This window comes from Roseibium sp. R5, assembly GCF_055755305.1.
On sequence record NZ_CM146910.1, the window covers coordinates 5,067,017 to 5,085,914 of the forward strand.

Sequence of the window (18,898 nt, forward strand, 5' to 3'; positions counted from 1 at the left end):
TCCGGCCATTCAGGTCCAAGTGCTCTCGCAGAATTGCCAAAAAGTGCGCGCGGCACGAGACCGCGGAGCCTTGTCGATCCGGGCCAAGATAATCGACCTTGGTGCAGTTGGGGTGAGCGGCAAGACTTTCACGCCAACCGGCTCAGACGGAAGAGCGAGTTTTGCAATGATCGACACCCCAAGGCCAGCCTTGACCAGTGCCAGGATCGAATTCACCTGCAATATGGTGTGCGCCACATTCGGCGTCTGTCCGGCAGCTGCGAGCCATTTCTCAACCAACGGCGCGCTCCCGCCTTTGGTCAGGATAAAGGGATCTTGGCAAAGGTCCTCCGCCCGCACCGTTGACCGTACCGCCAACGGATGATCGTCCCGAACCAGGGCGACCAGCTCGTCCGACACGAGCGGGAGAACGTCCAGGTCCTCTTTATGCGGATCCGCCAAGATCGCCGCATCAACGCCGCCGTTGCGCAAAACCGTTTCAAGGTCTGCGTCCGGGAATTCCAGGATCTCAACGTCAATACCGGGAAATTTCCGGCCAAACTCGCCAAGTAGCCTTGGGAGAATATGAAAGGAGGCGGACGATCCAAAGGACCCGAGGCGGACGGTCCCGATCCTGTCCCGCCGGACATCCTGCAAATGACGGAGCGCTTTGTCTTGCAGAAGATCGGCCTGACGGGCAAATGCCGCCAAGGCTTGCCCTTCTTCGGTCAACCCGAGTGGCCGGGCCCCGCGAATGAGCAAATCCAGTCCAAACCGCTTTTCCAGCTGTGCAATGCCCTTGCTGACAGCCGGTTGAGATATGCCAAGGGCCCGAGCGGCTTCGGAAACACTTCCCGTTTCCTCGATGATCCAAAGAGCACGGACCATTGCGAGAGGAAGATCTTGAGAATCTGACGGCAAAAATATAACCTCAAGTTATTTTCTTATACCGAGATATATCTCTATTCGACCTTCCAGCACAATTGCCGTCTGGACAACATCATGCCCCTAGAAACCTGGCTCGCCTTCGTCGCCGCCTCTCTCATCCTGACCATGACACCTGGTCCCAGTATCCTATTGGGTATGGTTCATGCCTTGCAGTTCGGGACGAAACGCACGCTCTATACTGCCCTCGGAGACATCTCCGCCAATATGATCCAGATGCTGCTGGTCGCAGCAGGCCTGGGCATCATCATCGCCAACTCGGCAGTCGCGTTTCAGGCCATAAAATGGGCAGGTGTCGGTGTGCTGATCTTTATGGCCGTCAAAATGTGGCGGTCAGCACCAACTCTACCTGACGCAGCAACACCAGATCGGTCGTCCCACCCGGCGCGGCTTTACGCGAGCGGCTTTGCGGTTGCGTTTGGCAACCCGAAGGCACTGGTCTTTTTCACCGCCTTCTTTCCGCAATTCATAGATCCGACGGCGCCGGTCCTGCCCCAGTTATCGATCATGTGCCCAACCATGGCCGCACTCGATTTTGCGTTTGTGATGCTTTATGCGGCCGGTGCCAAACAGTGCCTCGGTTTCCTGAGACAACATCCAAGACTTCTGAACCGGACGGCGGGCGGCACCTTGCTGACGGCGGCCGGACTTCTGGCATCGACGCGTTAGATCAGGATGTCAGGGGCTGATCTCTTCAGCAATCAGCGGCAGCAATCCGGGAAAACGAGTATCGATCTCCTCCCTGCGCAATGCTGCGGCTCTGGAATTGCCCCGATCGACTTGCCGGATCAAGCCCGCTTCCCGCAACACCCGGAAATGGTGCGTCACTGTGGCCTTGCTGACCGGAAGCTGGAAGGAGGCACAGGTTCGCTCCGTACCCGTGTCCGCCCGGACCAATTCCCGGATCACGCGGCGCCGATGAGGATCTGCCAAGGCGGTGAGGACCTTTCCCAGGTCCAGATCGACCGGCTCCAGATTGTCGTCCTTCTCTCCCATCTCATCCCTCTTGCGCCACTCGATAGGTAAGACTTGCATCTTACCTTTTATTCGCCTAGGTACGACACACATCATACCTAAGGAGATCTTCATGTCCAATCCTGACTTCGCGCTCCCGGAACCCGACGCCGATGAAACCGGTCCTTATGCGCTGGTCGGTCAAGCCCGCGCACGGCCCGGTTCTGCTGAAAAACTGGAACAGGCACTTGTTGCGCTCGTCCCCCCGACACGGGAAGAGACAGGCGCGCTTCAATATCACGTGCATCGCGACCGGGCCGACCCGGATCTCTTTGTCTTCTACGAAGCCTGGGCGTCTCTGGCAGACCTAAAGGAACACCTCCAGATGCCGTACATTCAACAATTCCTTGCAGGCCATCAGGAGCTTGTTGACGGAGAGATGCAAGTCACCTGGCTCAAAATGGCCAGTCCTTATCCGGGAGCCTGATCAATCGTTGAAATGGCAGACTATATCGCCGCCAGTGCCTTTTCGACGTCCTCAAGAAGATCCTGCGGGTCTTCCAGACCAACAGAAAGGCGCAGGATGCCGTCGGTGATGCCAAGCTCGGCGCGGGCTTCCTCACCGATCGACTGGTGGGTGGTCGTTGCCGGGTGGGTGATCAGGCTTTTGGCATCACCGAGGTTGTTAGAGATCCGGATCAGGTCCAGCGCATTCACAAACCGGAATGCAACCTCCTTGCCGCCCTCGATTTCAAGCGCCACCATCGTCGAACCACCGCGCATCTGACGCTTGGCGATCTCGGCTTGCGGGTGATCGTCCCGCCCCGGGTAAATCAGGCGTGTCACCTTGGACTGACCCGCCAGAAAGTCCGCAATCTGGCCGGCACTGTTCGTCTGCTGTGCCACGCGCAGCGGCAATGTTTCGAGCCCCTTCAAAAGCACCCAGGCACTGAACGGGCTCATGTGCGGGCCAGTGTGTTTGACAAAAGGCATCACCTCTTCGGTGATCCACTCTTCATCCGACAGAACCACACCACCAAGACACCGCCCCTGCCCGTCAATGTGTTTGGTGGCGGAATAGATGACCACATCCGCGCCGAGGCTCAGAGGAGACTGGTACATCGGCGTCGCGAACACGTTGTCAACGATCAGGCGCGCACCAACCGACTTTGCAATTTCCGCAACCGCAGCGATGTCAATGACTTCCAGGGTCGGGTTGGTCGGGCTTTCCAGGAACAGGGCCTTGGTGTTCGGCTTGACGGCCGCTTTCCACTGCTCGATGTCCGTCCCATCGACCAGCGTGCTCTCAACACCAAAACGCGGCAGCAGGGTCTCGCAGATGTAGCGGCACGAGCCGAAAAGGGCCTTCGCCGCAACCACATGATCCCCCGCCTTGACCGACGCCATCAGGGCAAGATTGACCGCGGCCATGCCGCTGGCGGTTGCCCGCGCAGCTTCCGCGCCTTCCAGCATCTTGATGCGGTCTTCGAACATCGCGACGGTTGGGTTGGCATACCGCGAATAGACAAACCCCGGATCTTCACCATTGAACCGTGCTTCGGCCGCTTCCGCACTGTCGTACACAAAACCCTGTGTCAGGAACATCGCCTCGGACGTCTCGCCGAAAGGTGAGCGGGTCGTGCCGCCATGAACGAGTGCGGTTGCAGGGCGCCAGTTGGTTCCGGCGGTGTTCTTGGTGTCAGTCATGTCGATGTTCGCTCCAAACGAAAAAACCCCAGCCTCAAGACCGGGGTTTGCACCTCCGGCCTTTTTAGCGACTTGTTTAACGTGGCTGCAAGCCGGCCGGCCCAAATCACCACGAGGTGGCTTTCACTTAAGCGAAAATGGGCTTTCGGTCAATCTACCTCCCCCTTTTCCTGAGATTGGCCAGAAAGAGAGTTGGCGGGGCCAGCCGCATCCGTTAAGGACGTTAGACGACGATTGCAGGATGAATTGATGAACGTATCAGCGGACCAAAGCACCACAGGCAGCGCATTGATCGCCGCGAGCGGAATTTTGCCCGAGCGAGTCATTCAGGCGATGTTCGCAGCGCAGGAGATTTGCGCAGCGCAACCCCCTGTCAAAGGTCAAATTCAGCCTGCGAGCCTCGATCTACGGCTTGGAACCGTTGCCTACCGGGTACGCGCAAGTTTTCTGCCCGGTCCGGACATCAAGGTGGCGGACCGCTTAGAGCAGTTGAAGCTTCATACCATTGATCTTCAGGACGGGGCCGTTCTAGAGACGGGGTGCGTCTACATCGTTCCGTTGCAGGAAAGCCTGGCGCTGCGGCCCGACATTTCGGCAACGGCCAATCCAAAAAGCTCCACCGGGCGTCTTGATGTGTTCACCCGCGTAATTACGGACAATGGCCAGGCATTCGACACCATTCCAGCCGGCTATGCCGGACCGCTTTATGCAGAAATTTCGCCGCTTACTTTCCCGATCCTGGTGCGTTCCGGCTCCCGCCTCAGTCAGATACGCTTCCGGCGGGGACAATCGCTGATCCCGGATGCTGATCTTGAAGGCATCCACAAATCAGAAACCCTGATGAGCGGCGGCAATGAGCGGATCGGCGGCGGTGTCCAGCTTTCCATTGATCTCGAAGGCGAAGGCCCGGGCAGCCTGATCGGTTACCGCGCCAAACATCATTCCGGGCTGATTGATGTTGATCTGGTCGGCGCTCAAGACCCGCTTGATTTCTGGGAACCGATCTACCGCCGGCAGAATGCTGAACTGATCCTTGATCCGGACGCTTTCTATATACTCGTCAGCCAGGAAGCCGTGCACGTCCCACCGGACTATGCCGCCGAGATGGTGCCCTTCGATCCACTGGTCGGGGAGTTCCGGGTGCATTATGCCGGTTTCTTCGATCCCGGCTTCGGCCATGCGGGCGCTGGCGGTGTAGGCTCACGCGCGGTTCTGGAAGTCCGCTCCCATGACGTGCCCTTTATCGTGGAACACGGGCAGACCATCGGCCGCCTTGTCTATGAACACATGGCCGAACGGCCCGCGACACTTTATGGCGAGGGCATCGGCTCCAACTATCAGGGCCAAGCCTTGAAGCTCTCCAAGCATTTCAAGGCATCAACCTGAACACTGAATGTCCTTGAAAACCATCACCCGCGAATACGAAGGCTTCCTGGAAGACCGGAAGTCCCGGTTCCTGGCCTTCTTGGTGCCGATTGAGCAGTTCGACACCCGTCTGGAAGAACTGCGCAAGGAACACCGCAAAGCCAATCATATTGTAACCGCGCACCGGCGGCTTCTCGATGATGACCGGATCGAGGAAAGCGGCAAGGACGATGGCGAACCTGCCGGCACGTCCGGAATGCCGACCTTGCGCGTTCTGCAGGGCGCAGACCTGATCAATTGCGCTGTTTTAATCGTCCGGTACTTCGGTGGTACGAAGCTGGGCGGCGGGGGCCTTGCCCGCGCCTATTCAGGCGCTGCGCAAGACGCGATCGCGAATGCCGAATTGGTGCCCTTCCAGAAGCTCTCCCGCAAGAGGGTCAGCGCAGACTTTGCATCGAGCTCCGAGCTGGAACGGAAAATCACTGGCCTCGGACTGGACGTGGTCTCGCGCGACTACACGGAAACCGGAGTGGTCCTGATCGTTGAAGGGCCGGAGGATCTCCTGGATGCCCTTGACGGCACCGCGGACGGTTAGAACTCGAAGCCCAAGCCGCAGTCCGCTGCCACGATCATTATCGCCAGACGATCGATAAGATCGCTTTCTCACGCCCGCGGCGCTACCTTGACAAGAACAGAGGATCAGCATCCGTTTTCTGGAGTGGAGTAAAAGGCTTGTTTTCAGCGACGAAACGATCTCTGGCCTTGACCGCCATGCTGCTGTTCGTCCCTTTTCTCCTTGCTGCACTGTGGATTACCCTCTTTCAAGCCGGACCTAATCGGCTCATTTCCGGTGGGCCAGAAGCCAGCCCTTTGGAGCGGAAAGTCGGTCAACTGATCATGGTTGGGTTTAACGGCACCAGCCCATTGGATCCGGGTGTCATGGCTGTCAGCGGCCAACTTGAAAGTGGCCGCATCGGTGGCGTTATGCTGCTTGGCCGCAACATTCAAACACCCGACCAGCTGACCACCTTGACTCGCCACCTTGCCGATCAAGGTTCCGTGTCTTCTATCTTTATCGCAGTTGATCAGGAAGGCGGCCAGGTGCAGCGTCTCGCCCCTCTTGGCGATCCCATGACCTGGAGCGCGGCGAAGAACCTTCCAACCGCCACAGACAATTGTGCACCTCGCAAGGTCCGCGCTTATTATGCCCGCCGGGCCGCCCAACTCGGCGCCTACAACATCAACGTCAACTACGGCCCCGTCGTTGATGTGGACATCAACCCGGACAATCCGATTATCGGCAAGAAGAAGCGGAGTTTTTCCGCTGACCCGGCCACAGTTACCAATTGTGCTGCGGGTTTTATTGCCGCCCATCAGGCCGCTGGAATAGCAACAGCACTCAAGCACTTTCCAGGACACGGATCTTCAACGGCGGACAGCCACTCCAGTTTGCCGGTGATCAGCCAGTCCTGGCGCGAGCATGAACTGGAGCCTTATCGCGCGCTCAGGCAGCAGGACCGGGTGGACATGGTGATGATGGGCCATCTTGTTCACCCGCGCTTTTCCGACACGCCAGAAACTCCAGCCTCTCTTTCGAAAAAGGGGATTGCGGAGGCCAGAACCCTGGCCGGCAAAGATGCTGTCATCATCACTGACGATCTGGAAATGGATGCAGTCTCTGATCGGTTTTCGATCGAAGACGCAGCGGTGCAAGCGATCGCCGCCGGGAATGATATTGTGCTCTTTTCCAGTTTTGACCGGACCGATCCTCAGCTCGGTGACCGGGTCAACGCCGCTATTGTGGCCGCCGTTGTGGATGGCCGGATCAGTGAAGCACAGGTTGACCAGGCTGCCGCGCGGGTTGCCGCCTTAAAACACCGCCTCAGCCGGTTTCGGGTGGGCGTTTGGCCAGAACCGCAGTCTGCAAGACTGGGCACTGGACCGAAGAACACACCACCCTCCTACGCCGCAGCAACTACGATTTTGCCGTCTGCTCCCGCAGCTCCTTGAGTTCGGCCCGCAAGGCTTTCACTTCTTCCAAAATGAGGCCCGTTTCATCATGAATCGCTTGGCGGTTGGCGTCGGCTTCCGCTTCATGCTCCTCCTGCATGGCGGAGACGATGATACCGATGAAGAGGTTCAAAACCGTGAAAGCCGTGCACAGGATGAACGGCACGAAGAAGATCCAAGAGAGCGGATAGACTTCCATGACCGGCCGGACGATCCCCATGGACCAGCTTTCCAGCGTCATGATCTGGAAAAGCGTATAGAGCGATGCCCCAAGATCACCGAACCATTCGGGAAACGATGCCCCAAAGAGTTTGGTCGCCATCACTCCGAACACATAGAACACCAGCGCCATCAGAACGACGATGGACCCCATGCCCGGCAAGGCGGCAATCAACCCGCCAATAACCCGCCGCAGAGATGGAACAACGGAAATCAGGCGCAGAACACGCAGGATGCGGAGCGAGCGTAAGACTGAGAGCGTGCCGCTGGACGGCAACAATGCGATTGCTACGATGAAAAAATCAAAGAGGCTCCAGGGATCCTTGAAAAAGCGCAAGCCATGCGCAAACAGACGCAGCGCGATTTCGATCACGAATATGCCGAGGATCGTCTGGTCGATTGCAATCAAAACCGACCCGAACCGGTCCATGACGAACGGGCTGGTTTCCAGCCCGAGCGTGATCGCATTCACGACGATGATCGCGATGATCCAGTATTCCCACGTGCGTGAGGTAACCAGGGCTTTGATTTTTTCCCGCATAGTCTGTTCCGGAGCCTGAAATATTCCAAAGGCGCTGCGCCGCGCGGAACATGGAGGTTCGGGCCGGTCTTGGCAAGATGGCAGCGGGCGGGATAACACAATTCCACCGCTTGACAGTTCGCCGGACTGAGCGCACTAAAGATGGGCTCAAGCGGGTGTAGCTCAATGGTAGAGCAGAAGCTTCCCAAGCTTAAGACGAGGGTTCGATTCCCTTCACCCGCTCCAATGATTTCAATAACTTATAAACAACTTCTCCACTTCCCGTTTTTTCGGGAAGCACGGGGGAAACACACGACCGCGTTTTGCCATCCCGTTTTGCACGGCATATTCACTCTAAGACTTAATAGAAAATCTCCCGTCCTTGCCGTCCGAAAGGGCAGTTTTCAACCTTTTACAAATTGCATCGCGGCTGTCCATTGCCGGCCTAACTGTCCAATCTGCCGTCCGCGCGCATACACGCTTGGACAGCCTGCCGCATCGAATGGGTAAAGGGAGCGGGAACGGTCTAAAGCCCAAAGCGGACTTCCAGCGCCCACATAAAGAACCACCCGTTTGGCACCACATTTTATCTAATTCGGACGCAGATAATTCAACCAGGCATCCATTCGGATCATCACCTTGCGGATCAAATGTGTTGCGCCCGCCGTTTGTGTATAGATCGCCGCGGTCCCGCCAATCCCGCCAGGCATCTCTGCAAAGCCACCGCCACTGTCGTCAATTTGGAGCACCACGCCCATTGTTTCGTTCGGTCCGTGATGGGGCGCAAGGGATGGCAGGATCCCGTTTGGCGGCAACTGGCCCGCTGCGGTGATCCTCACAAGTGACTCCACCTGCGCGGTGAACACCTTGCCAGGAAGGTAGGCAAACGTGACTTCAGCCGGTTGGTTCGGTTCAATGAACCGGACACGCGTTTGCGGGATGGAGGCAACAACCCGGCCAGTCGCTACTGGTGCGAATGCCATCCAGGACCGGAGCGGCAGGTTGCTGACCCTTTGACCCGGACGCAAGGTCAACGCGAGGACATACCCATCTGCCGGCGCTCTGATGACAGTTTCGCGCAAATCGAATTCCGCCCGGCGTAGATCTGCTTCCAGGCGTGCAACTGTTGTGTTTTGACCATCAATTTCAGAGGCAAAGGCGAGACGCGCCTGCTCTGCTGTCGCCTCGGCACGGGTCAGCGAGGCTTCGGACGCAAGATAGGTGAGCCGGAGTTGTTCAACATCGCTTTCCGAAAACGGCGTACTCTGGCGGCCCAAAGCTGTCGCATTCTCGTTGGCCGTGCGCAGCCTATCGAACTCGTCCTTGGCCCGATCCCGATTTGCCGCAGCTTCTGACACCGACGCTTCGGCAGCCCTGAAATTTGCCTCAAGTTGCGGAACCGCTTGTTCCGCTTCTGCAAGCGCAGCCCGGCTGCGGGAAACCGCCGCTTCGAACGGTTCTGGATCGATCTTGAAAAGGACCGTTCCTTTTTTCACCAGCAGCAGCGGCTGAACCGGCACCTCGGTCACTTCCCCGGAGACGTTGGGCACAATTTCGATGACCGACGTATAGGAGCGGATGGGGCCGCTGGGCGCCCCCCATTGCATGGGAATGAACAGCACCACCAGCAGCAAAACCAGCCACAGGACAGGCGAGATCTTCCAGAAAGTGGTGAGCCGGATGACACCAGCCTTGATGAGACCGAACAGAACAGCACAGTAACAAAGGGTCAGGAAAACAATCACGCGTCACCCTCCACACCGCTGTTCCGTACTGGTTCCTCACCGTCTGTGTAAGCCCAGATGAAAGCGATAGGCATCAAAAGGCCAAGAGTAAGCGCGCCCCAATAGCCGCACATCGCCACGGCCTCCGCACGCCGGTGCCCCCGCCGTTTTGCGATTTTTCCGGGCCAGACAGCAAGAAACAGCCACCCGCCGATGAGCGTTGCCAGCAACACCAGCAGCACGATCAGCGCGAAAATCATGAGAGGGTCCAAAACTGCCTCCAGTTAGTTAGTTCACACCATCACGCGCGATCCGAAAGCCGATGTGATTGGAGCCAAGGCTCCTCTCCGCCGGTTGACGCGCTGAGGGTCGGTAACGAAAGCAGTACGACGGTGCACAGAGCCAGGAACCGCCCTTGACCACATGCCGGGCGCCAACAGCTGAATTGGCAAACTGCTCTGCGAGCGTCTTGGACGGGCCGCCCGGGTTGGTTTGATCCTTGGTCGGATGGCCAGGGATCCACCAGTCGGACACGTATTCCCAGACATTTCCGGCCATGTCGTATAATCCATACCCGTTGGGAGCATAGGAACCGACGGGCGCACTGCCATGATGACCGTCTTCCGCGGTGTCAACACTTGGAAAGACGCCCTGCCAGGTGTTTGCCTTCCAGCCTTCTGATGGATCGTAATCCTCGCCCCACGAGAATTGCGCACCATCCAGCCCGCCGCGTGCTGCGAACTCCCACTCGGCTTCTGTCGGAAGGCGGCCGCCTACCCAGTCCGCATAAGCCTTTGCATCCTCGATCGACACCTGAACGACGGGATGGTTTTCAAGGCCTTCTATCGAGCTTTCGGGGCCACGGGGATGCCGCCATTGAGCACCTGGCACATAGCGCCACCACAAATTGATGTCATTCAGCGCAACAGCTTCTTTTGGCTGGGCGAACACCATAGACCCTGCTTTCAGAAGGTCCGGGGGAAGATCCGGGTAGTCCGCCGGATCCAGGTCCTTCTCGGCCGTCGTTACATAACCGGTCGCTTCCACAAACGCTGCGAACTCGGCGTTTGTCACTTCCGTCTTTTGAATGGAATACGGCCGCAAGGTGACCTGGCGGACCGGCGCCTCTTCCCGGTAGTGCTTGCCCGACCCCATGGCGAAGGTTCCCCCTTCAAGGCCCGCAAATCCATGACTTTCGGCAAGCGCAACCGTTACTCCAGTAGGAACATGAGCCGCAAAAATCAGAGCAGCCATAAGGCCAAGACGACCCAACCGAATGGTATGCGTTTCAATCCGGAACATAAGATCCCTTCTTAATCCAGGAGCAACGACCGCAAGTGGTCCAGGTCATCGTCCGATTGATTGAGACCTTTTCCAATGTAGGCTTTGAGGCTGCCATAACTTTTTTCGGCCTCCTTGCGCGACGCATCAATGTAGGACGGCTCCAGGACATAAAATGCCTCGATTGCGGCATCGTTCTTGGCTCTTTCACTTGTCGGCATCTCGATGTCCATAGCAAGCGATTTCAAGTGTTCGATGCGCGGGATGACTTCGACCGCTCGGGTTTCGTTGGACCGCAGGTAGTCTTCTTGGACCGTTTCCCAGGGAACACCGAGCGCGGTCAGGATCAAAGCAGCCGCGGTGCCCGTCCGATGGACCCCATGAGAGCAGTGAAAGACCACCGGGTAATTCGCTTCGTCAGCGAGGATGTCAAAAAGGGCAGCATATTGGTCATCGGCCAGCCCATTCACGAGCTCTTCGTGTATCTGCGGATTGAACTCGGGCGGAAACCGCCTGAAGTCTCCGGTCTTTCGCGCCTCAATCAGCATGTTTGCCGCATCTGGATTACCGCCGATATCTCCGGTGATCGGCAGACTGATCTCCCGAACGCCAGCGGGCAACCGGTCGGGTCCACGATATTCGATCTCACCTTCCGTCAGGAAGTTGACGACGGTTTTCACGCCAAGGTCCTTGAGGGTCTCAAGATCGGCATCAGTTGTGCGTGGCAGCTCACCTGACCGAAAAACCAGACCGGTACGAAGGGTCTGTCCATCGGACGTTTGATATCCTCCAAGATCTCGGAAGTTCGGCTGACCTTCAAGGCCGTGCTTGAGAGCAGGTTCAGCTGATGCGACGCCGCAAGCAACAAGCAACACGACAGGAAAAGCCGACCATGCACGCTTTAAAGTCATCATCTGCAGTCTCCTTTTTCAGGTAACGGATACGCTTGCCTTGTTTCAGCCTTCACGGCCGGGTCACTTCCGTAAACTCAAGACTTTCTGGCAGGAAAGTCTCCTCAACTGTCAGGAGCCGGTCCGCAAGGCCCTGTTCGTGCGAATAGCGGAACAGGGTTTCAAGCGTTGTCCGGTTCGGTTCGATCCCGTAGGGGTAAAAATTGCGCCCCATTAACTGGCGGGTGTTGTCGAGTTCCTGACTGTACCAGGGCAACATGTCCGTTGCCCAAGTCAGGCGATCCTTGGTCCTGTACGCTTTGAACTTGGCCTCTGAATAGGCGTCGAAAACGGCTTTGGCGAGCCACGGGTGCTCGGCTGCCGTGTCCCGCCGGATCGCCAGCACATGCATGATCGGAAATACGCCGGTTTTTTCGAAGTACGCTTGCTCAACAGACCTGAAATCCGGGAACAAACGGGCGATGCGGGTATCCCCCTCAACAAAGGCCGCCGGTGTTGCCGCATGAAAAAGGGCATCCACCTCGCCGGATAACAGCAGCTCGGACTCATCGAGCCCGGGTTTTCCCTGTGTGACGGTGATACCGGCGGGGATCTGGCTTTCTTGTGCTGATACGGCACCCGCAACGGCTGCCGAACTGTCAGCGTTCGAAATCAGCCATTCCACATCCTGCGGACGGAGGCCGTATTCCTCTTCGAAAATACCGCGGATCCAGGTCAGTGACGTCGAGGAATAGCCGGCGGTTCCTATCCGCTTTCCCGCCAAGTCTTGTGGCTTCTCGATCCCGGCGCCGGTGCGCACGAAAACACTTTTGTGCCGGAACTGGCGCAGCAGGAAAACCGGAAGAAGGGCGTAATCGCGGAACCCTTCATTGGCATGTGCAAGCATGAACGGGTGGAGGCCAAGCTCAGTGATTTCGTTACGGCCGGTCCCGGTAAAAGCGGCCGTGTTCATGTCCCCGATGGCCCCTTGAACGAACTCAGCGTCTGTCCCTTCAATTGCAACGCTGCCATCAAAAAGGGCCTGGGTGCGATCCAAAAGATAACTCGACACTGTGATGGGCAGCAGCGAACCTTGAGCGGATGCGGCTGGGCTCCACAGTCCCTGACCGGCCGCAAGTGCCATTCCGCCGGCTTGGATCAACTGTCTTCTGTTAAACATCACATGGATTCCTGATTAAAACCTGCTTGCCTGTCGGAGTTCATTTCGGGAACAAGAATGTTGCACCAAGAGTTGCGCCCCAATCCCTCGGACCTGCCGAAGGGCTTTCCACCCAATGCGTTGCTTTGGCGGAAAGGCTGATCCGCTGCCCACCGACGGACACCAACTTGGCGATCTTGTAGTTCATTGGCACAGTCCATTGGTCATTGACCCAGTCGTAGGTGCTTTCCGTGTTCACCGTAAACGTCCATGAGGTTTCGGTGGTGTAATTCAGGAATGGCTGAAGGAATGTCTTGCTTTGCTCGGGAGCAGCAGCATCCACGTTCCAGACGTGGTTTGCCAAGATACCGATGGTCCAGGGCCCGGGTTGCGCCAGCGCCACCCCGGTAACGCCTGCCCCCCACTCATTGGTGCCCAACCCGCTGTTGGCAGAAAGCGGGATCTGAAGAACAGGTCCAACACCCCACGTCACGCCACCGGGCCCGGCGGCATTCGGCGACAGAAAGAAGCTTTGTTGCACGTCCCCGAAGCCGTGTTTGTACTCGCCGGGGGTGACGTCACTGGTTGTGATATATGGAATGATTGTGCGGGAGATAATGTTCCAGCTGTCGTTGATGCGAAAAGGAATGACCGGTTTCACGACAAGAGCTGTGGAATGACCGTCTCCGCTCGTGCCAAGTCCCCGGTCGTGCGCCACCTCAACGGGAACAGAAATCAGGGAAGCGATCGGATTTGCGAGTTGCTTGGCAAGATCCTCGTTGGTATCGGCTTGAGCTGGCAGGCTGATACCACATGCCAAACCGAAGACAGCCAACGAAGAAAAACCGTGTTTTTGCGGCATATCATTCCGTTACAATCAGACACATCAGGGAGATCGGCAAATCCCGGCACAATCAGGGCATGGACCCGGCCTCAAGGCTCTGAGGCCGGGCACCAGTGTTACTGGCCGATGCTCGGATCAGCGGCCGGATCAAACGGCAACTCGTCCAGGTGCTCAATGTACTCGAGCGGATCGAAGGGCAGGTCGCCAAGCACAAGCTGAGGGTCCTGCTCGCGCTTCAACTGCTCGGAAGCGTTTGCAATGCCCGTCCACGGAATACCGTGCGTTTCCGGACGATCCGGGTACTTTTCCTTCCAAAGGTCGTGGCGCAGCCGCATCCGGTTGAACGGCCGCTTCAGGTGAATGAGGTTGGTCAGCATGGGCTGCACCTCCCGCGGATCCGATGGCAGAAAGTAGAAGGCCGCCGGAATGCCGCTTGCATCCCCAACCGGGTCGGGCGAGATAAAGTGCCGCTTGTAGTCCCCCTTCACGATCGCGCCAAGCATTGGCCCGGCATAGGTGAAGGTATAGTCGCGCCGGCTGTGACCATCGCCATTGAGCAGCAGCGATGTCTGGTCCAGACCATCGATCACACGGTCAGTCGGGATGTTGCCCATTGCGCCGCCAAGGCTAGCGAAGGTCGTGAACAAATCCGTGATGTGGATCATGTCTCCTGGGAGAGATCCGGGCTCGATCATGCCCGGCCAGACGGCAAAGGCAGGCACGCGCACGCCGCCTTCCAGGAAGTCGCCCTTTCCACCGCGGAAGATCGTCTCGGCAAAACCTGTGCCCGGAGGCGGATTGTGGGACATCGGTCCGTTGTCAGCCATCGCCACGATCAATGTGTTCTCCGAAACACCCAACTCTTCGAGTTTGGCACGGATATCGGCAATCATCGGATCGACGGTACATTGCAGGCCGTTCTGCAAAAGCGCACGGGCCCGCGTGCATTTAGGACGGATAGGCATGAAGTTCGCCATGATTGGCCAATTGGCCACATAGAACGGCTCCCCGGCTTCCACGCTGCGCTCCATGAACGCAAACATGCGGTCCAAACCTTCAGCGTCGATACTCTCATAAGTTTCCGTGGTGTTGTCGCGCCATTGCAGTGTCTCACCGCCCTTTGTGCCTTCGGCCACCATCACCCAATCCTTGGTGACGAAGGTGTCATCGAGCTTGTAGGGGTTCTCGACCAGCATGTCTTCGAACAACCCGATGGAAGCGTTGCCCTGCTCGGCTTCACGCGTGTTGAGCGACAGGATCTGGTTGTAGCCGGTGAACAGAGCCTCGTCGAAACCCTGGTTGTGCGGGTAGCTTTGCTCGATATCTCCAAGGTGCCACTTGCCATAGAACGCGGTGTTGTAGCCCGCGTCACCCAGCACCTCGGCCATTGTCACCTCATCGGCGTGCAGACCGTGGCTTTCCTGCAGCATGCCAATATTGTACATGCCGGATCGGATCGCCATCCGTCCCGTGGCGGCCGCGGCGCGGCTCGGGGTACATCCGACTTCCGTGTACATGCGCGTGAACATCATGCCGTCTTCGGCAAGTTTATTGATGTTCGGCGTGTTCAGCCCGCGCACAGCCTGGATCGCAGGAATGCCCAGATCACCATAAGCCGTATCGTCCCACATGATGTGAATAAGGTTGGGCTTGGTGCCAAAGCGCGCTTCAAGCTCAGCAAGCTTTGCCTGAAGTCCTTCATCCTCTTCCGCCCAACGGTCCCCGTTCTGGGCTTGAAGCACATAAAACTCCGCATCATGGATGATTTCCGTCCCATCCTGGGCCGAAGCGCTCTGAGGCAGGATCAACGCCGATCCTGCAAGAAGCGCCGCAAGTGCACTGCCGTTTCGGCAGCTTCGTAACCATTTCATAGATAGTCCCTCCCAAAAGGTTACCGTAGTAAGACTGGGCCAACCACCGCTCAGTGGCGGCAAGTCCCAAAACCCCTAGAACCGCGCCACAACGCCGAGCAGCGGTCCGTGCGTGACGGTGTCGTAAGCAAAGCTGTCGATGCCCGACTTGCCGTTGCTGTAATCAACGCCGAGTGCCTTGTACTGAAGATGCGTCGACCAGATCTGGTTGAAGTGGTACCCGATGCCGGCCTGCACGTTCCAGGTGAAGTCGGACGCGGCTCCGAAACCGCCAATGTCTCCGCGGCCGCTCACGGACCATTTTTCGTTTAGCTTGTGAAATCCGCGAACCCCGATGACGGGATCGATCCAGTCGGCGCCGCGGGAAATATCGAAATTGCCGGCAACGGTACCCGTGCGATTGAAATCGAGATTGATGTCCCAGTACCGCGCGCCCGCAATGAGGTCGACATACGATTGCGGTGTTGAGTAGGCCCGGTAGAACAGCATGCCCTCCACGATCAGCTGATCACCGCCAACGCGGATGCGCCCGCCCGGCAAGAGCGCGTCGGTCGAGTTCGCAAGGTTCATGTAAGCCACATCCACCATCGCGCCGAACCGCTGCTGATAGACCGCTTCTGCCCGGCCCATGAAGCCAAAACGAAGGTTCGACAGGATGTCTGAGGTGCCGACATCGATGTCCGTGGACGGCAAGCGGCCGATCTGGGATGTCCCGACGATATTCGCTCCGACGAAATAGGGTGCCAGCACAAATTCCCATGTCTTGTTGACGCGCTCATTCACTGGAACTGGGGCTTGCGGAAGATCCGCTGCAAGACCAGTGGCCGGGAGAACGCACGAGACCAGCGTTCCAATGCACAGTTTTGCAGTTTTTGATTTCAGGTTGTGGAATGTCATGTGTCTCTCGTTGAAGTCCTTGGTGTGACCTTCAGCTTATGTGCCGCTACGTCAATTGGCCAGTTCGCCGGACAACTCTGCAACCACACCGCTGCAGGCCGGTTCCAGATCTGCCTGCACTTCGGCCAGGCAACTCAACAGGCGCCCCTGACCGAAGCGCGTGTCCGCGCAGTGTTTTTGCAAGTCTGCGTCGCAAATCGCGAGCGTGGAGCCGATGGTAAAGAACAGGCCATCGATCACATCGCCAATATCATCGAACGCGTCTCCGCAGGTCCGGCTGATTTTGGTTTCATGCGCATAAAGGCAAGACAGTACCCGCCCATTGCCTGGTTCTACGGCTGAACAGAACTCGACAATTTCAGGTTAGCAGGCCTCCAGCACCCCTTGTGCATGGGCAGGAGAAATGAGACCCAAACCGAGTACGAGGCCGATAGCGGACGAGCGCTTCACTGCATTCAACATATCTCATCTCCGCTTACGGATTGACCACAACATAGACCGTGGTGCCGCCTTCCTGAACGGCCTGGTAATAAACGCCGCCGCAGTTGTAATAGGCGCGGTATGGGGTGCAGCCCGCGACTGACGTGCGGCGAACCACGCGCCGCGTTGTTCTGCGCGAGGTTCGCCGCGCCGTGCCATGCACCGTGCCGGGACCGCGCTGCGCCAAGGCTTTCTTCGCGCCAATCGCGATACCAGCCACAAAACCGCTTTCGACGGTGTCCTCTTCAAGCCGGATGTCTGCCAGCCAGAAAGCGCAGGCCGTCAAAAGTGTCGCCAATACAAGTTTCATGCGCATGTTTTTCTCCTGGATCTTTCTTCATCCCGGACGTCGGGTATTGGGACTGCTGTTCCTCACTTTTGAACGGAAGCCTGTTTCACGAGAAAAGCCTCAACTGCCGCTTGGGTTTCAGGGCGGATGTTTTCGATCCCTTCATAGGGAACTCCGCGAGCCGGTCCGGTGTCCGGATACTTCTCCTTGCGCGCCAAATGCCGTCCGAGGATCCGGACGAACTCTTGCCCGCCCCATGCACCGACCTCTGTCGACACCGGATATTTCTCGTGAGTGTCCCGGTAGATGTCATAGAAGTTGGCAAGGATTGCGCTTTCACCGGGCCCCGGAAGGTTCAGGCGCAAGTGGTCCTTTACAAGCGCTTTCGGCGTTGCAACCGAGTAAATGATCACGTGATCGCGGCGGGTTTTGGATTCATCGGCAAAAAGCAGGGCGGCCGACTGGTCGACCCCATCAACAAGCCTGTCGCGCGGTATAAAGCCTTCTGCGCCTGCGAACCGCGACAAGGTCGTATAGAGATCAGATACATGGATGATGTTGTTCACCATGGAATCGGCTTCAATCATGCCCGGCCAACGGATAAAGGCATCGACCCGGACACCGCCCTCGGTCGTGTCGCCCTTGCCCCCACGGTAGATCATGGGTGTGAAACCGGATTGCGGCGAATACTTCGTGAAATGGCCATTGTCGCCCATCAGGACCACGATCGTGTTGTCTGCCACGCCGACCGCTTCCATTTCGGCAAACAGGTCTCCAAGATAGCTGTCCAGGAGCTGGAGCTTGTCGGCGTAGAGACCGCCATTCACACTTTCCGGACCGTCCCGTCCGGCACGGGTATTGTCGAGCGGGATCATGGGCCAGTATTGCAAAAAGAACGGCGCGTCTCCCTCAGAGAGCCGTTTCAGCTCGGAGATCGTTTTCAGCTGAAACGCTTCGTTCATGGCATCATATTTTTCGGCATTCCAGCGCTCGCCCGGGGCCATCCGGATTTCGCGGATCGGACCGCCGGCTTCACCGGCGATCACAGTCATCATCGCCGCTGGATCAGGACGGAACCAATTGTCGACAATGTAGTCATCTTCAAAGTCCTTGATGCCGACGGACACCTGTTCGCGAATGGCATCGTCGTTGAAGATGGTCAGCTGTCCTTGCTGGTGCACCGCGTGCTGGGCGTAATCAAATCCCTGGTTCATGGCCCAGCTTTCGGCGATATCGCCCATATGCCACTTTCCGACATGGCTCGTTGCGTAGCCCGCCTCCTTGAGAACCTCGGCGAGCGTCACTTCGTTTCCAGGCAGGCCAAACCCTGCGATGTCGACCGTGGTATCCCCCATTCCCATACGGACCGGCAGTCGGCCGGTCATTTGTGCAACCCGCGTTGGCGTACAGGACGGTTCGGTATACATGCGGACCATGCGCATGCCTTCGTCCGAGAACCGGTTGATATTTGGCGTTTCTATTCCACGAACCGCATTCAGCTCGGGAATTCCCATGTCGCCGAACCCGAGATCATCGACCAGTATGGACACGATGTTGGGAGATTTGCCGCCATTGCCGGCGCGGAATTGTTCGAGCAACCGGTCAACCGCCGCATCATCCTCGGCCCATTGGGCGCCGTTTTGAGCCTGGAGAATGTAGTACTCGGCATCGTGAATGATATCTGTGTCTTGCGCTGACGCGGTCCCCATCGACATCAATCCGATGAGAACCGTTGCAAGTGATCTTCTTGTCATTCCTTCGTCC

Annotated in this window: 20 protein-coding genes, 1 tRNA gene and 1 riboswitch; of the genes, 6 read left to right on the forward strand and 15 right to left on the reverse strand. The window is 57.7% G+C overall.

Translation table 11 applies throughout. From position 1 onward, the window contains the following. Window positions 1-9: 9 nt before the first annotated feature. Window positions 10-867, reverse strand: coding sequence for a LysR family transcriptional regulator (locus AC0J4F_RS23710; protein WP_473024962.1), 858 nt, complete (start codon window positions 865-867; stop codon window positions 10-12). Window positions 868-981: 114 nt separating this feature from the next. On the opposite strand from AC0J4F_RS23710, the gene AC0J4F_RS23715 reads away from it, so the two are divergent. Next, a complete protein-coding gene (locus AC0J4F_RS23715; RefSeq protein WP_473024963.1) occupies window positions 982-1,593 on the forward strand; it encodes a LysE family translocator in 612 nt (203 codons plus the stop codon). Window positions 1,594-1,602: 9 nt separating this feature from the next. Here the strand turns inward: AC0J4F_RS23715 and AC0J4F_RS23720 are convergent, their stop codons facing one another. Continuing rightward, on the reverse strand, window positions 1,603-1,920 hold the full coding sequence (locus AC0J4F_RS23720; RefSeq protein ID WP_133947941.1) for an ArsR/SmtB family transcription factor: 318 nt from the start codon (window positions 1,918-1,920) through the stop codon (window positions 1,603-1,605). A gap of 91 nt (window positions 1,921-2,011) precedes the next feature. Here AC0J4F_RS23720 and AC0J4F_RS23725 point away from each other — a divergent pair, with 91 nt between their 5' ends. Further along, window positions 2,012-2,365, forward strand: coding sequence for a putative quinol monooxygenase (locus tag AC0J4F_RS23725; protein ID WP_133947943.1), 354 nt, complete (start codon window positions 2,012-2,014; stop codon window positions 2,363-2,365). A gap of 20 nt (window positions 2,366-2,385) precedes the next feature. Here AC0J4F_RS23725 and AC0J4F_RS23730 read toward each other — a convergent pair whose 3' ends face one another. Then, window positions 2,386-3,585, reverse strand: a complete 1,200-nt coding sequence (locus tag AC0J4F_RS23730; protein ID WP_473024964.1) for an O-succinylhomoserine sulfhydrylase — start codon at window positions 3,583-3,585, stop codon at window positions 2,386-2,388. A gap of 43 nt (window positions 3,586-3,628) precedes the next feature. Then, a riboswitch (SAM riboswitch) is annotated at window positions 3,629-3,708 on the reverse strand. 126 nt (window positions 3,709-3,834) lie between these two features. Between AC0J4F_RS23730 and AC0J4F_RS23735 the strand changes: the two genes are divergently transcribed. The 3 genes from AC0J4F_RS23735 to AC0J4F_RS23745 all read left to right on the forward strand — a co-directional run bounded on the left by AC0J4F_RS23735 (window position 3,835) and on the right by AC0J4F_RS23745 (window position 6,960). Then, window positions 3,835-4,971 (forward strand): 2'-deoxycytidine 5'-triphosphate deaminase, encoded by a 1,137-nt coding sequence (locus tag AC0J4F_RS23735; protein WP_473024965.1) that lies wholly within the window; start codon window positions 3,835-3,837, stop codon window positions 4,969-4,971. Between the two features lie 7 nt (window positions 4,972-4,978). After that, window positions 4,979-5,545, forward strand: coding sequence for a YigZ family protein (locus tag AC0J4F_RS23740; RefSeq protein ID WP_133947949.1), 567 nt, complete (start codon window positions 4,979-4,981; stop codon window positions 5,543-5,545). Between the two features lie 137 nt (window positions 5,546-5,682). Beyond that, window positions 5,683-6,960 (forward strand): glycoside hydrolase family 3 N-terminal domain-containing protein, encoded by a 1,278-nt coding sequence (locus AC0J4F_RS23745; RefSeq protein ID WP_133947951.1) that lies wholly within the window; start codon window positions 5,683-5,685, stop codon window positions 6,958-6,960. Here the strand turns inward: AC0J4F_RS23745 and AC0J4F_RS23750 are convergent. Next, complete coding sequence (locus tag AC0J4F_RS23750; protein ID WP_409689698.1) at window positions 6,926-7,720, reverse strand: ion transporter; 795 nt, start codon at window positions 7,718-7,720, stop codon at window positions 6,926-6,928. The two genes, AC0J4F_RS23745 and AC0J4F_RS23750, sit on opposite strands and share 35 nt — an antisense overlap. Before the next feature lie 151 nt (window positions 7,721-7,871). On the opposite strand from AC0J4F_RS23750, the gene AC0J4F_RS23755 reads away from it, so the two are divergent. After that, window positions 7,872-7,945, forward strand: a tRNA-Gly gene (locus tag AC0J4F_RS23755). Between the two features lie 344 nt (window positions 7,946-8,289). Here the strand turns inward: AC0J4F_RS23755 and AC0J4F_RS23760 are convergent. From AC0J4F_RS23760 to AC0J4F_RS23810, 11 genes are all read right to left on the reverse strand, one after another. Next, a complete protein-coding gene (locus AC0J4F_RS23760; RefSeq protein ID WP_473024966.1) occupies window positions 8,290-9,444 on the reverse strand; it encodes an HlyD family secretion protein in 1,155 nt (384 codons plus the stop codon). Next, window positions 9,441-9,683, reverse strand: coding sequence for a DUF3302 domain-containing protein (locus AC0J4F_RS23765; RefSeq protein ID WP_209178000.1), 243 nt, complete (start codon window positions 9,681-9,683; stop codon window positions 9,441-9,443). Before AC0J4F_RS23765 ends, AC0J4F_RS23760 begins: the two co-directional genes overlap by 4 nt. A gap of 28 nt (window positions 9,684-9,711) precedes the next feature. Further along, a complete protein-coding gene (locus AC0J4F_RS23770) occupies window positions 9,712-10,725 on the reverse strand; it encodes a formylglycine-generating enzyme family protein (protein WP_473024967.1) in 1,014 nt (337 codons plus the stop codon). Window positions 10,726-10,736: 11 nt separating this feature from the next. Next, on the reverse strand, window positions 10,737-11,618 hold the full coding sequence (locus AC0J4F_RS23775) for a tyrosine-protein phosphatase (protein WP_473024968.1): 882 nt from the start codon (window positions 11,616-11,618) through the stop codon (window positions 10,737-10,739). A 49-nt stretch (window positions 11,619-11,667) separates the two neighbouring features. Continuing rightward, a complete protein-coding gene (locus AC0J4F_RS23780) occupies window positions 11,668-12,774 on the reverse strand; it encodes an ABC transporter substrate-binding protein (protein WP_473024969.1) in 1,107 nt (368 codons plus the stop codon). Window positions 12,775-12,814: 40 nt separating this feature from the next. Beyond that, window positions 12,815-13,615, reverse strand: coding sequence for a transporter (locus AC0J4F_RS23785; RefSeq protein ID WP_473024970.1), 801 nt, complete (start codon window positions 13,613-13,615; stop codon window positions 12,815-12,817). A 98-nt stretch (window positions 13,616-13,713) separates the two neighbouring features. Then, window positions 13,714-15,468 (reverse strand): sulfatase-like hydrolase/transferase, encoded by a 1,755-nt coding sequence (locus AC0J4F_RS23790; RefSeq protein WP_473024972.1) that lies wholly within the window; start codon window positions 15,466-15,468, stop codon window positions 13,714-13,716. 75 nt (window positions 15,469-15,543) lie between these two features. Next, window positions 15,544-16,365 (reverse strand): hypothetical protein, encoded by an 822-nt coding sequence (locus tag AC0J4F_RS23795; protein ID WP_473024973.1) that lies wholly within the window; start codon window positions 16,363-16,365, stop codon window positions 15,544-15,546. A 51-nt stretch (window positions 16,366-16,416) separates the two neighbouring features. Then, a complete protein-coding gene (locus AC0J4F_RS23800; RefSeq protein WP_473024974.1) occupies window positions 16,417-16,605 on the reverse strand; it encodes a cysteine rich repeat-containing protein in 189 nt (62 codons plus the stop codon). Window positions 16,606-16,840: 235 nt separating this feature from the next. After that, the gene (locus tag AC0J4F_RS23805; protein WP_473024975.1) at window positions 16,841-17,161 is read right to left on the reverse strand and encodes a hypothetical protein; all 321 of its coding nucleotides are present in this window, start codon (window positions 17,159-17,161) and stop codon (window positions 16,841-16,843) included. A gap of 56 nt (window positions 17,162-17,217) precedes the next feature. Continuing rightward, window positions 17,218-18,888 carry a sulfatase-like hydrolase/transferase gene (locus tag AC0J4F_RS23810; protein WP_209176264.1) on the reverse strand — a complete coding sequence of 557 codons (1,671 nt, stop codon included), beginning with the start codon at window positions 18,886-18,888 and terminating at the stop codon, window positions 17,218-17,220. Window positions 18,889-18,898: the final 10 nt, after the last annotated feature.